The organism is Sporolactobacillus kofuensis (assembly GCF_024125425.1).
Classification (GTDB): domain Bacteria; phylum Bacillota; class Bacilli; order Bacillales; family Sporolactobacillaceae; genus Sporolactobacillus; species Sporolactobacillus kofuensis.
The window spans coordinates 124891-139246 of the sequence record NZ_JAMXWN010000005.1; the positions used below are offsets into that span (position 1 = coordinate 124891).

The 14356-nt window shown below is 41.9% G+C and carries 15 protein-coding genes; 14 read left to right on the forward strand and 1 reads right to left on the reverse strand.

The annotated features are described in order from the left end of the window. The first annotated feature begins 137 nt into the window (after positions 1 to 137). The 13 genes from NIE32_RS05820 to NIE32_RS05880 all read left to right on the forward strand — a co-directional run bounded on the left by NIE32_RS05820 (position 138) and on the right by NIE32_RS05880 (position 13055). Positions 138 to 797 (forward strand): tetratricopeptide repeat protein, encoded by a 660-nt coding sequence (locus tag NIE32_RS05820; RefSeq protein ID WP_253053809.1) that lies wholly within the window; start codon positions 138 to 140, stop codon positions 795 to 797. A 42-nt stretch (positions 798 to 839) separates the two neighbouring features. Continuing rightward, positions 840 to 3155 (forward strand): SF1B family DNA helicase RecD2, encoded by a 2316-nt coding sequence (gene recD2 / locus NIE32_RS05825; protein ID WP_253053810.1) that lies wholly within the window; start codon positions 840 to 842, stop codon positions 3153 to 3155. A gap of 174 nt (positions 3156 to 3329) precedes the next feature. Then, the gene (locus NIE32_RS05830; RefSeq protein ID WP_253053811.1) at positions 3330 to 3527 is read left to right on the forward strand and encodes a YrzR-like zinc ribbon domain; all 198 of its coding nucleotides are present in this window, start codon (positions 3330 to 3332) and stop codon (positions 3525 to 3527) included. A 123-nt stretch (positions 3528 to 3650) separates the two neighbouring features. Next, positions 3651 to 4712, forward strand: a complete 1062-nt coding sequence (locus tag NIE32_RS05835; RefSeq protein ID WP_253053812.1) for an AI-2E family transporter — start codon at positions 3651 to 3653, stop codon at positions 4710 to 4712. A gap of 340 nt (positions 4713 to 5052) precedes the next feature. After that, on the forward strand, positions 5053 to 7695 hold the full coding sequence (gene alaS, locus NIE32_RS05840) for an alanine--tRNA ligase (protein WP_253053813.1): 2643 nt from the start codon (positions 5053 to 5055) through the stop codon (positions 7693 to 7695). Between the two features lie 37 nt (positions 7696 to 7732). Next, a complete protein-coding gene (locus NIE32_RS05845) occupies positions 7733 to 7999 on the forward strand; it encodes an IreB family regulatory phosphoprotein (protein ID WP_253053815.1) in 267 nt (88 codons plus the stop codon). After that, positions 7996 to 8433, forward strand: coding sequence for a Holliday junction resolvase RuvX (gene ruvX / locus NIE32_RS05850; RefSeq protein WP_253053971.1), 438 nt, complete (start codon positions 7996 to 7998; stop codon positions 8431 to 8433). Before NIE32_RS05845 ends, ruvX begins: the two co-directional genes overlap by 4 nt. Then, entirely contained in the window at positions 8426 to 8746 is a 321-nt protein-coding gene (locus NIE32_RS05855; protein WP_253053817.1) for a DUF1292 domain-containing protein, read from the forward strand. Before ruvX ends, NIE32_RS05855 begins: the two co-directional genes overlap by 8 nt. Before the next feature lie 314 nt (positions 8747 to 9060). Then, on the forward strand, positions 9061 to 10149 hold the full coding sequence (mltG, locus tag NIE32_RS05860; RefSeq protein ID WP_253053819.1) for an endolytic transglycosylase MltG: 1089 nt from the start codon (positions 9061 to 9063) through the stop codon (positions 10147 to 10149). A gap of 43 nt (positions 10150 to 10192) precedes the next feature. After that, complete coding sequence (locus NIE32_RS05865; RefSeq protein WP_253053821.1) at positions 10193 to 10867, forward strand: O-methyltransferase; 675 nt, start codon at positions 10193 to 10195, stop codon at positions 10865 to 10867. 1 nt (position 10868) lies between these two features. Continuing rightward, complete coding sequence (udk, locus tag NIE32_RS05870; protein WP_253053824.1) at positions 10869 to 11540, forward strand: uridine kinase; 672 nt, start codon at positions 10869 to 10871, stop codon at positions 11538 to 11540. Between the two features lie 35 nt (positions 11541 to 11575). Next, positions 11576 to 12046 carry a transcription elongation factor GreA gene (gene greA / locus NIE32_RS05875; RefSeq protein ID WP_253053826.1) on the forward strand — a complete coding sequence of 157 codons (471 nt, stop codon included), beginning with the start codon at positions 11576 to 11578 and terminating at the stop codon, positions 12044 to 12046. 457 nt (positions 12047 to 12503) lie between these two features. Beyond that, entirely contained in the window at positions 12504 to 13055 is a 552-nt protein-coding gene (locus NIE32_RS05880; protein WP_253053828.1) for a YrrS family protein, read from the forward strand. On the opposite strand, the gene NIE32_RS05885 is transcribed toward NIE32_RS05880, so the two are convergent. Further along, the gene (locus NIE32_RS05885; RefSeq protein WP_253053830.1) at positions 13042 to 13506 is read right to left on the reverse strand and encodes a hypothetical protein; all 465 of its coding nucleotides are present in this window, start codon (positions 13504 to 13506) and stop codon (positions 13042 to 13044) included. The genes NIE32_RS05880 and NIE32_RS05885 overlap by 14 nt on opposite strands. A gap of 209 nt (positions 13507 to 13715) precedes the next feature. Here NIE32_RS05885 and NIE32_RS05890 point away from each other — a divergent pair, with 209 nt between their 5' ends. After that, a complete protein-coding gene (locus tag NIE32_RS05890; protein ID WP_253053832.1) occupies positions 13716 to 14354 on the forward strand; it encodes a class I SAM-dependent methyltransferase in 639 nt (212 codons plus the stop codon). Positions 14355 to 14356: the final 2 nt, after the last annotated feature.

The following is a 14356-nucleotide window of genomic DNA, read 5'->3' on the forward strand; positions in this document are numbered from 1 at the left end:
GGCTCACGAAAGCCCGCAGCTGTCCTAGATAATGCGAGCAATCGAAGTAGAGATAAGGACTGGGTGCAAGTTTACCCAGTTTTTCTTACAATGAAATAGGCGATGAAATGAAGAAATCAATTATGGGAGTGCGGCATGTGGAACACACCATGGAACAAGTTCAGCAATTAATTGCTGAAAGAAAATTTGAACAGGCAGCAAAAGCGTTGGATCTAGCCATTTCAGAGCACCCTGAGGACCCTGCAGGTTATACGAATTTTGGAAATTTGCTGGTGACCATGGGGGAAAGCCCTCGGTCATTCGCTTTTTTTGAAAAAGCACTATCCATTGATCCTTTGTATGCTTCGGCTTCATTTGGCTATGGCAATGCATTGTTTGAGCTTGATCGTTATCAAGAAGCTTTGGATCGATTTAATGAGGCTCAGAAATCTGGCTTGGATGGCGGAGACCTTTTTTATATGATTGGGAGATCCGCACTTGAACTGGGGCATAGTGGACAAGCACTTGCGGCATTTCAGCGTGCAGTTGAATTAAATGACCAGGATCTTGAAGCGCGCTTTCAGTATGCGTTGCAACTCGCTCGACTGGGTGACTTAGATACGGCAGAACAACAATTTCACTTAGTGATTGAAGGCGATGCAACACATGCAGATGCCTATTATAACCTCGGCGTCATAGCGGCTTTTCAAGATCATAATCATCAAGCAAAGCAATACTTTGATAGAGCATTGGCATTGAATCCAAAGCATATCCTTGCAGCGAACGCCCTGCGCACTTTATCAGAGAAAAAGGATTAATCGATTGTCGAGTAAAAAAAGTGAGAAAGGACGACAGGGAAGATGGAACAAACCAGCCTCGATTTATTTCCTGAACATAGTCCATGGGTAAAGGGTGAACCTACTCGGATCGTGTTCCAGAACAGCGAGAATGGCTATACGGTTATGATCGTAAAAATTGATGAAACTACTGAAGAAATCAATGAAAAAGAAATGACGATGGTTGGCTTCTTTCCTGCCGTTCATCTGTATGAAACCTACCAATTTGCAGGTCGATTGAAGACACATCCGCGATACGGTCAGCAATATGAGGTAGAAAACTATCGGAAATTACTGCCGAAGTCGCGTTCCGGAATTGTCAATTACTTGTCTGGTGATCTCTTTCCGGGGGTTGGGAAGAAGACCGCAGAAACCATAGTCAATGCACTGGGTGAAAATGCGATTTCGAAAATTTTAAATGATCCCGGATGCTTGGAGGAAGTACCGAAGCTTGACAAAGAAAAGAGCACGATGATTGCAGATACTTTGTTGAAGAATGAGGGACTGGAAAAAATACTAATTGGCCTCTCAGACTTTGGCTTTGGTTCTCAATTAGCGATGAAAATCTATCAAGCTTATGGCGATGAAACGTTAGAAGTAATCCAAGAAAATCCGTATCAATTGATTCAAGATATTGAAGGGATTGGTTTTCAGCGTGCCGATGAACTCGCTGCAAGTATTGGCATTTCTGGCAATCATCCAGACCGCATTCAAGCTGCTTTTCTTTATTGGTTAAATGAGCGAGCGATGAATGATGGTCATGTCTTCATGCCTGAACAAGAATCAATAAAAGAAGTGCAAAAGCTGCTGTCGTCTTCTCAAGAAATTCAAGAAGATGACCTTAAACGTGAGTTAGACGTCCTTGAAGAGGATGGAAAAATTGTTCGAGATGAAGATCATTTGTATTTACCGGAACTCTTTTTTGCGGAGAAGGGAATCGTGACCGGTATTCAAAAGCTGGTTGAGCAGGATAACTCCGATGAGTTCTCAGAAAGCGAATTTCTCGAAGCATTGGGCAAAGTTGAAGACAAATTGTCGATGCAATATGCAGAAAGTCAGCAGCAAGCGATTCGTGAAGCGATTCAGTCGTCGATCATGATTCTTACCGGAGGTCCGGGTACAGGAAAAACCACGGTCATCCGAGGTATCGTCGAGGTCTATGCAGAACTGAACAGCTATTCTCTTGAGCCGAAGGATTACGACAGTGAACACCCCTATCCTGTATTACTTGTGGCGCCAACGGGACGAGCAGCGAAGAGAATGAAAGAATCAACAGGACTTCCGGCAGTAACCATTCACCGTTTGCTTGGCTGGAACGGAACTGGCTACGCACACGACGAGAATGAACCCATTGAGGGAAAACTGCTCATTGTTGATGAAATGTCGATGGTTGATCTATGGCTCGCGAACCAACTCCTTAAATCGCTTCCCGAAGAAATGAAAGTAGTCATCGTTGGTGATGAAGATCAACTTCCATCTGTTGGTCCGGGTCAAGTACTGAGTGATTTAATTCAGTCAGAAGCTATACCTGTGATACGTCTGACCGATATTTTTCGACAAGCTCAAGGTTCATCGATTATAGAACTTGCCCATCAAATTAAAACAGGAAAACTCAATGATGTGACCGAACCAAGGGATGACCGACGCTTTTTCAAATGTACTCAGAATCAAGTGCTTGATGTGATTTGTAAAGTTGCAGCCGGAGCTGAAAAGAAAGGCTATCATCCGAAAGATATTCAAGTACTTGCGCCGATTTATCGAGGCAATGCAGGAATTGAAAAAATTAATGAGTCGCTTCAAGAACTCTTTAACCCCGCTGATCCTCAAAAACGTGAATTGACCTATGGCGATCATCTTTTTCGAGTTCATGACAAGGTCCTTCAGCTTGTAAATAACCCGGAAGAACAAGTGTTTAACGGAGATATTGGTGAAATATCAGCTATTTTTAAAGCGAAGGAAACGACAGATAAAGAAGACACGGTTATTGTGTCTTTTGATGCTATTGAAGTGAAATATTTACGGCACGATCTGAATCAATTGACCCTAGCTTATTGTTGCTCTATACATAAAGCACAAGGCAGTGAATTTCCAATCGTAATTCTGCCGATTGTCAAAGGCTATCATCGTATGCTCAAGCGAAATCTTATCTACACCGCAGTCACGCGAAGCAAGGATTCGCTTGTCCTTTGCGGTGATCAGGAAGCTTTTGACCAAGCGGTAAACCGTAATGACGTTGATCAACGCAATTCGCGTTTATCGAGTAAAATTCGTGAACGGCTCCAACAAAGTGGACATTTGCCTGATCAAGATGATCATTCGAACGAAAAAACTATAGGATAAAATCTTTGGATCGGATTTTGTGATCCTCCAATTAAAGAATTAGGACAGAAAAGCCAAGAAAAAATTTCTTGGCTTTTTTTCTTTTGTAAAGTATATTTTCCACTTATTTTGGACATTGATGCCAGTAACACATGCAAAGTTAGAACTTTGTAGCTAAATTTGAGGTGAGCATCAATGAAATGTCCAAATTGTTCGAGTAAAAACATTGGAAAAATAGGGGTTAATCTGTTTTATTGCTGGGATTGTTACATTGAATTGGCACTTGAAGATGGGCAGCTGTCCTTAAGTCAGGTCGAAGAAGATGGGAGTCTGACACTTTTAGATGATTTGTTTCAAGACTCGGAACGAGAAGCGAAAGCAAACGGTTTTTAAGCAGCACATCTATCGTACAGCAGCGACAAACTGTTTTTAGTAGGGAATATGTATTAACCATTATCTGATCCAAGTTTCATGTTTTGCTTCTTTTTTGGTAAAGCTAAACTTGGAGGGATGACTATGCGGAAATGGACCGCCCTGCATTGGATGAAAGGTTTGTCAATTGCATTGCTGCTTTTTTTGAATGGCTACTTGTTCTATCGTTTATTACCTTTACTTGGTGTTGTTCTGGGTTTTATCGCAAAGGTCGCTATACCATTCATTGCGGCAGCAATCATTGCCTATTTATTACATCCTCTTGTCGGTCGTATTCAGCGTATGGGTTTGCCAAGAACAGTAGCGATTCTCAGTCTGTATGTGCTATTTTTTGGGAGCGTTGGTCTTGCGATTTATAAGGGTGGTCCCATACTCGTCCATGAGCTGAGAGGACTTGATGAACATTTTTCAAATTATGAAAAATTATATCAGACGAATTTGGCACATATTTATGGGGCGACGCCGGAGGCAGTTCACGACCAAGTCAATGAAGCGTTGTCTCGATTGAGACATAGTCTGGCGAAAACCGCAGAACGGACGATGGATTGGTGCTCTGGAGTGATTCGATCTTTCTTCACACTGCTCATTATTCCGTTCCTTTCTTTTTACCTATTGAAAGATTCAGCGAAGATAATGAAGAACGTGCTTCTAATCGTTCCAAGAAGATGGAGAAAACAGACTGCTGAGCTCCTTGCGGAAATGGATCGATCAATAGGCAAATACATCCGTGGACAACTTACTGTTTGCGCAATTCTTGCCGTAATGGCATCCATTGGGCTATGGATACTAAAGGTACCTTATCCGATTCTCTTTGGTCTATTTATCGGATCGACTGATTTAATTCCGTATTTCGGTCCTTTTATTGGTGCTGCTCCTGCAGTGCTTATTGCAGCAACCAAATCGTTTTATGCGATGGCAGGTGTGATTCTGATGATTGTTCTGATTCAATTCTTGGAAGGAAGTGTGATTGAACCACTCGTCGTTGGAAAAAGTGCGGAAATCCATCCACTCTATATCATGCTTGCCATTGGTGTAGGGAGCGAATTGGCTGGGATTGTTGGCATGCTCCTTGCGATTCCATGTTTTATCATTCTTCGCACCTGCTGGAGACACTTGAATGAACGGTTCAGGATCATTGACAAATAAGGGGAAACTCATCTATAATAGCGGCAGAATAACGAAACCGAGACGAAAAGAATAGCGATAGCGCGAGCAGTCATAGGACCTAAAGAATACTTTGAGAGTGCGGGATCGGCTTTTCCGTACTTTATGAAACGGTCGCCGTTGTTCATTGGTAGGAAATGGATAATGGTTCGGTTGCACAACGTGCTGGATACATAAGCCGCGGCGTTTTCTTTTCATTTGCGGCGCAGATTAAGCTTGAAAGCTTTCGTCCTTTCTGGTGATGGGATGAAGGCTTTTTTCGTTGAGCGTCGGTACGGTTTACATAATGAAAGTTGTACCAAATTGAGTGGAGGTTCTTGAGATGAAACAGCTTAGTTCATCGGAAGTCAGACAGATGTTTTTGGACTTTTTTAAAGGGAAAGGACACACAGTCGAGCCGAGTGCTTCTCTGATCCCGGTTGACGATCCATCTTTACTCTGGATCAATAGTGGTGTGGCTACGCTTAAGAAATATTTTGATGGTCGAGTTGTCCCGAAGAATCCTCGTATTTGTAATGCACAGAAGGCTATTCGGACAAATGATATTGAGAATGTCGGTTATACGGCGCGCCACCATACGTTCTTTGAAATGTTGGGCAACTTCTCAGTTGGTGATTATTTTAAAGAAGAAGCCATCACTTGGGCATGGGAGTTCTTAACGAGCCCTAAATGGATCGCTTTTGATCCTGATAAGTTATCCGTGACCATCTATCCTGAAGATGAAGATGCTTATCGACTATGGCATGAAAAAATTGGACTTCCGGAAAACCGGATTATCAAATTGGAACACAACTTCTGGGATATAGGTGAGGGACCGAGTGGACCGAATACTGAAATTTTCTATGATCGTGGTGAAGATTTCGGTAATGATCCGGATGATCCTGAATTGTATCCCGGCGGCGAGAACGAGCGTTATCTTGAAGTATGGAACCTTGTATTCTCACAATTCAATCACAATCCTGATGGAAGCCATACGCCGCTACCAAAGAAAAATATCGATACCGGGATGGGCTTGGAACGGATGGTCAGCGTTATTCAGAATGCCGAAACCAATTTTGATACAGACCTTTTCCTTCCAATTATCCATAAGATTGAAGAATTGTCCGGTGCAAAATATAAGAATGGCGAGAAGAATACAGCATTCAAGGTGATTGCGGATCATGCTCGGACCGTAACTTTTGCCATTGCCGATGGCGCACTTCCTTCGAATGAAGGCCGCGGCTATGTTTTGCGTCGACTGATTCGTCGCGCCGTTCGCTATGCAATGGATCTTGGCCTCAACAAGCCGTTCCTGTTTGAGCTTGTTCCTGTTGTAGCATCAATAATGAAAGATTACTACAAAGAAGTGTCTGAAAAAGCACCCTTTGTACAAAAGGTAATCCGTGGCGAAGAGGAACGATTCCAAGAGACGATTCACGAAGGTGTTTCCATTCTTAAAGAACAAATAGAGGATGCCAAAGCACAAGGCAAGAATGAACTTTCCGGAGATAATGTATTTAAATTATATGATACCTTTGGTTTCCCAGTGGAACTAACAGAAGAATATGCAAAACAAGCCGGACTAGCTATTGACCAAGCAGGCTTTGAAAAAGAACTCGAGGCACAGAGGGATCGTGCACGTTCTGCGCGGAAAGATCAAAAATCGATGCAGGTTCAGAATGACACGTTACGCAATGTTACTGCGTCCAGTGAATTTATTGGTTATGGTCAGTTTGCTGTTTCGGATGCTAAAGTTGTTGCACTCATCAAAAACGATACACCTGTTGAAGCTGCTTCAGAAGGCGACACGATTCAATTGATCTTGGATCGGACACCTTTTTACGCTGAAATGGGGGGGCAGGTTGCAGATCAAGGGACATTGTCCAACGAACAGGTTATGCTTGATGTAACAGATGTTCAGAAAGCGCCAAATGGTCAAAACCTGCATACTTGCATCGTTAAGAACGGTCAAGTGAGATTAGGTGATCATCTAGAAGCAGTAATTGATGGTAAAGCCCGCCTTTCGATTCAGAAAAATCATACGGCAACACACTTGCTCGATCAGGCATTGAAGGATGTACTGGGTACACATGTCAGTCAAGCAGGCTCTTATGTTTCTGCAGATCGTCTTCGTTTTGATTTTTCTCATTTTGGCCAAGTGACAGAAGAAGAATTGCAACAGGTTGAGCAGATTGTCAATGAAAAAGTTTGGGCGCAGATGCCCGTCTCAACGAAAGAAATGCCGATCGACGATGCGAAGAAACTTGGGGCCATTGCATTATTTGGCGAGAAATACGGGAATATTGTTCGCGTTGTAAATGCCGGTGATTACAGCTTGGAGCTTTGCGGCGGTTGTCATGTGAGAAATACTGCAGAAATTGGCTTATTCACTATTGTTTCTGAAGGAGGCATTGGTGCAGGTACACGACGGATTGAAGCACTTACAGGTAAGAAAGCCTTTGAAAAGTTGAACCAAGACAAGCTTCAGATTAAGAACATCGCAACTTCACTCAAAGTAACCCCAGATCAATTGCCTGAACGTGTGGATGCGATGGTGCAACAACTTAAGAATCTTGAAAAAGAAAACACTGCGTTATTGAACAAATTAAGTAGCGCCAAGACTGGTGAATTAGAACAATCCGTGAAGAAAAACGGAGATGTTTCGTATATTGCGGAAAAAGTGGATAAAATGGACATGAATCAGCTTAGATCTATGGCAGATGAGCTGAAGAACAAGTTACAATCGGTTGTCGTTGTCCTTGCTTCAGTAGAAGATGGAAAAGTACATCTTGTTGCTGGGGTGACCAAAGATTTGATTAAGAAAGGATATCATGCCGGCAAATTGGTGAAAGAAGTTGCAACGATTTGTGGCGGCGGTGGAGGCGGCCGACCGGATATGGCACAAGCCGGCGGCAAAAATCCAGAAAAGGTACACGAAGCGCTTCGTGCAGTCTCTGATTTGATTGAAAAAGTGGCTGTCCGTTAATTCAGCATCACGCGTATATCTGAACTACCGTTGGGGGATGAGGATCATGGATAAGACAATGAAATTTAATTTTGGCGATCAAGGGGATCACAATCCACGTGAGGTCCTGTTTCAAGTCTATGATGCACTCGATGAAAAAGGCTATAATCCGATTAATCAGATCGTAGGGTATCTGTTGTCCGGAGATCCTGCTTATATCCCGAGACATAAAGATGCACGGAAATTAATTCGCAGACTCGAACGTGATGAAATCATTGAAGAACTCGTTACCGCATACCTTAAAGAGAAATGGGACAAAGAATGAGAATAATGGGCTTGGACTTTGGCACGGTTACTGTCGGCGTCGCAATCAGCGATCCGATGGGCTTGACTGCTCAAGGTATTGAAACTGTACATTATGTCGAACATAAGAAAAATCTGTTATTTGATCGAATTGGTGAATTAATTCAGCAATTCGATGTTGAATCTGTGGTCGTTGGTCTTCCAAAAGATCTCATAGGAACCGAAACTGAACGTGCAATTGCGTCACGTGGTTTTGCAAAAAGTATTAAGCGAAAGTTCAAGATACCGGTTGATCTATGGGATGAACGACTAACGACAATGGCAGCTGAACGCATTCTTATTGCTGCAGATGTCAGTCGAAAGAAACGAAAAAAAGTAATCGATAAGGAAGCTGCGGTACTGATACTGCAAAGCTATCTCGATAAACTAAGAATGGAGCATCGGACAAATGACTGAACATGAACATAATCATTATCCAATTTTTTTGCCTGATACAGAAGAGAAAGAACGAATTGTGATCCCAGAAGAAAATGGTGACGAAAATCTATTTGATGTTCTCTTTTATTTTGATGTCCCAGAAACAAACAAATCTTATGTGGTTGTTGTACCTTCCGAGCAAGTTGAAGATGAAGATGAGGAACAAGAAGTATTTGCGTTTCGGTATGAAGGCGAAGATGAAGATTTCAAGCTCTTCCCAATTGAGACCGATGAAGAATGGGATATTGTTGAAGAAATGATTAACACATTTAGTGATGAAAGTGAAGAGTAAATGATTTAGCCCCACATTTGCGGGGCTTTTTCAATAGTGCTTATAAATGTGGTGAAGATGCAAGACGTCTGGAATCAGGTGCCAGCGAGACCACGCACACTTTTTCCTGTTCGAGGAGAATCGCGGTGCGCCCGCGGCAAGCGAGCAATCGAAGCATAACCGTTACACAAAAAAGGTATAGACGAGTTTTCCAAAGTTTTTCTCAATGCGATGATCGAGGACAATTTGCTTGAATCATGTCGATTGGTGACAAAGTTAATGACGATTTAGTGTATAATGGATGAGGTTCTCTTTGAAAGGAGCGGCTCATTTACATGCAAATAAAAAAACACTGGAGGATCTTTGTCCTTATCACGATCCTATTGCTTGGCATCATTGCCGGTTCAGCATGGGGATTTAACCGCTATTATGCCAGCTTGTTGACACCTATGGATAAAACCAATCAGCATTCCATTACGGTTAACATCCCATCCGGTGCATCAGTTCGGGATATTGCCCATATTCTTGAGAAAAAAAGATTAATTCGCAAGGCATGGGCTTTTGAATTCTACGTGCGGTGGAATCATCTCAATAACTATCGATCAGGGATCTATGTCTTCAATCAAACGATGTCTGCGGGTCAATTGATGAATGATTTGAAACATGGTGCGCACCATGAAATCATTCGTCTCATCGATGTGCGTCAGGGTATGTGGGTAAGTGAGATCGCTGCTCAGATGGCAAAAGTGGCAAACTTAGATGAAAAAGTGATTCGAAAACAACTTAGCGATCCTACCTATGTAAAAGAACATTATGCAACAAAATATAAGTTCTTAAGCAACGATATTTATGGAAAGGGAATTAAATACCCCTTAGAGGGTTATCTTGCTCCTGGTATCTATCGGTTTAAAATTAAGAAAGATAACCCGCTTACGCTTGATCGGATGGTGGATCAAATGCTTGATCAAACGGGGCAAACGGTGAAGGCTTATTCATCTGAGATTAAGGCAAGCAAGTTGGATTCACTCTATAAAATTTTAGCAATGGCATCGCTTGTTGAGCAAGAGGCACCGGACAGTAAAAATCGTCAGAAAATCGCTGGTGTTTTTTTCAATCGTTTAGCATTAAATATGAGGCTGCAGACTGATCCTTCCGTAGCTTATAGCCTTCAGAGAAGGATCCGTGATTATACAAAGAAGGATTTGCAAACATCTTCTCCATATAATACCTATATGCGAAAGGGCTTGCCGATTGGACCGATTGGTGCCCCGGCAAAAGATGCAATTCAGGCGGTTTTGAATCCGGTCAATTCAAAAAATCTCTTTTTTTACGCACGACCGAGTGGCAAAGTCTATTACTCAAAAACGTACACGGAGCATCAGAAGATCGTTGCTAAGTACCGCCATGAATGGTCGAAGAACTAATAGATCATAGTCGATTGTTTAGATTTTAGAAAGGAAGAGAATATTGGTCGAATTTAAGGAGCTGTCAGCGTATGCTGCTGCTTTTACACATTCTGAAACTGATCTGCTTCGCCAAATGGAAAAAAAGGCAGCAGATATTTATATTCCGATCATGCAGCCATCTGCAATGGCGTTTCTGCAACAATTAATCCGTTGGACAGGCACAAAACGAATTTTGGAACTAGGGACAGCCATTGGTTATTCCTCAATCCGAATGGCTTTAGCAGCTGGTAAAGGTGCAGAGATTATTACAGTTGAACGCGACCAAGCGATGATCGAGGAAGCAACAAAGAATATTGAAGCACACAATTTACAAGATACCATCAAAATCGTGAATGGGGATGCCACCGAGGATCTACCCGAAGTTACAGCATTTGCCCCCTATGATTTAATAGTAATTGATGCAGCAAAAGCACAATATGAGCGCCTTTTTCAAAAATGTGTGGGCGTTCTAGCAGACGATGGCATCATTGTCTCCGATAATATTCTCTTTCATGGGTTGGTATGCGACATTGATGCTGTGAAAAAAAGACAGCTGAATCGACTGGTTAAAAAAGTGGATGCATACAATCATTTTCTTGTTGATCAACCATCATTTGATACCGTCTTTCTAACTGTTGGTGATGGCATGGCGATCAGCACCAAAAAGACATATACTGCGCGTGGGGGGAACTATTGACATGAAAAGAAGTAAGCCAATCGTGATCGGAGTTGCGGGGGGCTCGGGTTCAGGGAAAACAACAGTGACTCGGGAAATTTACCGTAGTTTTCCTGATAAGTCCATTGCTGTAATTCAGCAAGATGCATATTATAAGGCTCAGGATGATAAACCTTTTGAGGAACGGCTACTTACAAATTATGATCACCCTCTTGCGTTTGATACGAACTTGTTACTTTCACAGGTAAAGGAGCTCCTTCAGTTCCATCCAATAAAAAAACCGGTGTATGACTATACAGTACATACAAGATCTGATAAAATTGTACCCGTCGAACCTAAAGACGTAATTATTTTGGAAGGCATACTTATTCTGGAAGATGAACGTCTTCGTAATCTTATGGACATAAAGGTTTTCGTCGATACGGATTCTGATTTGCGCATAATCCGACGATTGCTTCGTGATACAGAAGAACGCGGGAGAAGTGTTGAATCAGTCATTAATCAGTACTTAACTGCGGTTCGTCCGATGCATCTTCAATTCGTTGAACCAACAAAACGCTATGCGGATATTATTATTCCCGAAGGTGGAAAAAATTCGGTAGCTGTCGACTTGATGGTGACGAAAATACGAACCGTGCTTGAGGGCAAAGGTCAACAAATTAATGAACAACATCATGACGATGCAAACAAATAATTTGAGTATAAATTTAGTCAGGAGTGTGGCATACAATGGCAGAAAAACTTCACTATATGACCGCTGAAGGAAAAGCAAAACTAGAACATGAATTAGAATATCTGAAAACTGAAAAGCGCAAAGAAGTTGTTGAAAGAATCAAAATTGCTCGTGGATTTGGGGACCTCTCAGAAAACTCCGAATATGATGCTGCAAAAGATGAACAAGCGTTTGTTGAAGCGCGCATCCAACAATTGGAATTGATGATCCGTAATTCTGTAATCATTGAAGATGACGAAACAACGGATGTTGTTAAGATCGGTAAGTCGGTAACGTTTAAAGAACTTCCAGATGGTGAAGAAGAAACCTATCAAATTGTCGGGAGCGCCGAATCAGATCCATTTAATGGAAAGATTTCTAATGATTCTCCGATGGCCAAAGGCCTTATTGGTTTGTCTGTCGGTGAAGAGGTCAGCGTGAGTACCCCTGGCGGAGACATTCGCGTGAAGATCTTAAAAGTTGAGTAAGTACCTAAAATTATCCCTTACGCTCTTCTCATCTACTGATTTTATCGAGCAGTAATTGATTGCAACCAAATTCAGGACAAGTAGAATATCTATTGTTCGTAAATAATATTTTCAACTTTATAGTTACTTCATGAATATTAGTGCAAATCTGTCTTGACCACATCAACAGTTTTGCGCTTTTATTATTGGAATAGTCGACGTGTTCGTGCATAGATTTAAGAGAGTTCTATTGGCGTGTTATAATTGGACAGACATGACTACTTAGATGAATGCGAATTATTTTAAATAGGAAGTTATCTTTATGCGAGAATAGATCTTCGTTAGATTACGATTCAACTGATTAACGAGATACATTGTGGTTCATGTGAGAAGATAGAGAGCGTTTCACGGAAGATTCCCAAGAGATGATCGCATAGTAAATTATTAAATAGTTGTCTGTCAAAAAGGAGGATGTCACATGAGAAATCAGAGAGGCAGTGGTTACTCGTCTCGAGAACAAAGGCGAAAGAGCAAAACGGATCGAATGCTCACCTTGATAATTGGCATCGTTTCGCTATTGATATTAGCAGTTGGTTGTATCATTCTCATCTCCGTCTTTCACACATCGCCATCGACTACACCATCATCCCAATCGAAAACAGCGTCAATAGACAATAAGAAGAGTAAAACAACGGACTCATCGAAATCTTCTTCGGAATCTGATTCCGGACAAGCATCAAATGAGGAAAGTAGTTCAGATTCTTCCAGCTCAGCATCTCAAGAGGCAGACGAAAACCATCAAGCATCTTATGAAATGGGGTCTGAGGACTGGAATGCTCAAGTACATGCCATTGCTGAGGCAACGGGCATTGATGAAGCAAACATGACGATTCGTTGGTTGGGGAACGGGGGATCACCAAATAGTTCGCTCGCACGTGTATCTCCGAAAAATGATCAAAGTGCAATTTATGTTGTGCACTTAATTTATCAAGATGGACATTGGCAAGCAGACAATGTTAAAAAGCCATAATAAAAATGATTAACCCAGAAAAAGCCGCAAATGCGGCTTTTTTTCGTATCTTAACTATATAACACTGTTTAATGAAAAACGAAGCGAGCCATCGAAGCACATGGATACAAAGATAAGGACTGGACAGTTTTTTACCCAGTTTCTTCAAGAGCTCGAAACGATACGATTGGTTTAGTACAAACAGCGAAGATGCGAGACGCCAGCGGGATGAGCGTGCAGGTGAGACCCCGCAGATAATCGGTTGTATGAGGAGGCTCACGGTACGCCCGCGGCAAGCGAGCCATTGAAGCATATGGATACAAAGATAAGGACTGAGCAGTTTTGTGCCCAGTTTCTTCAAGAGCTCGAAACGATACGATTGGTTTAGTACAAACAGCGAAGATGCGAGACGCCAGCGGGATGAGCGTGCAGGTGAGACCCCGCAGATAATCGGTTGTATGAGGAGGCTCACGGTACGCCCGCGGCAAGCGAGCCATCGAAGCACATGGATACAATGATAAGGACTGGACAGTTTTGTGCCGACGGATTTCTAGCGATTAATGAGTGATTATTGTTGATAAATTAAGAGAGGTATGCTAAATTTAGTGACGTTAATTCCAATATTCCATACTAATATTATATGAATTAAAGGAATTGCAACCAGTATGGGGGGAAGCAATCATGGGACGTGAATTTATCGGTACATTTGAGAAATGGGCTGAGGTCTATGATCAAACGGTTGCTGGAGGAGATCAGGAATATCAGGAAGTTTTCAAAAACTATCACTCGATTCTCGAACAGGTTTCAGCGCATGCAAAAGGACATGTCCTAGAATTCGGAGTAGGTACTGGAAATCTCACACAAATCTTAATCGATCATGGATTATCTGTTGTGGGTATTGAGCCATCAGAAAAAATGCGGGAGAAAGCAAAAGAAAAGATAGCAGGGATCACATTAATTGATGGTGATTTTCTCGACTTTCCTATCCCAGATCATCCCATTGACACCATTGTCAGTTCCTTTGCTTTTCATCATTTAACAGATGATGAAAAGGAGGAGGCGATTGAGAAATATAGTCGTTTGCTTTCAATTAATGGTAGAATAGTTTTTGCAGATACACTTTATGATAATGAGATTGAAAAAATAAAGGTGCACCAATGGGCAAAGAAAAATGGTTTTTCACATTTGCTTAAAGATTTGCGTACAGAATACTATCCGTTACGCCAAACGCTTTACACGGCATTTCGGAAACATCATCTTGTACCTTATTTCAAGCAATTGAACAAATTTGCCTGGTTGATTATTGCAGATAAAAAATGATG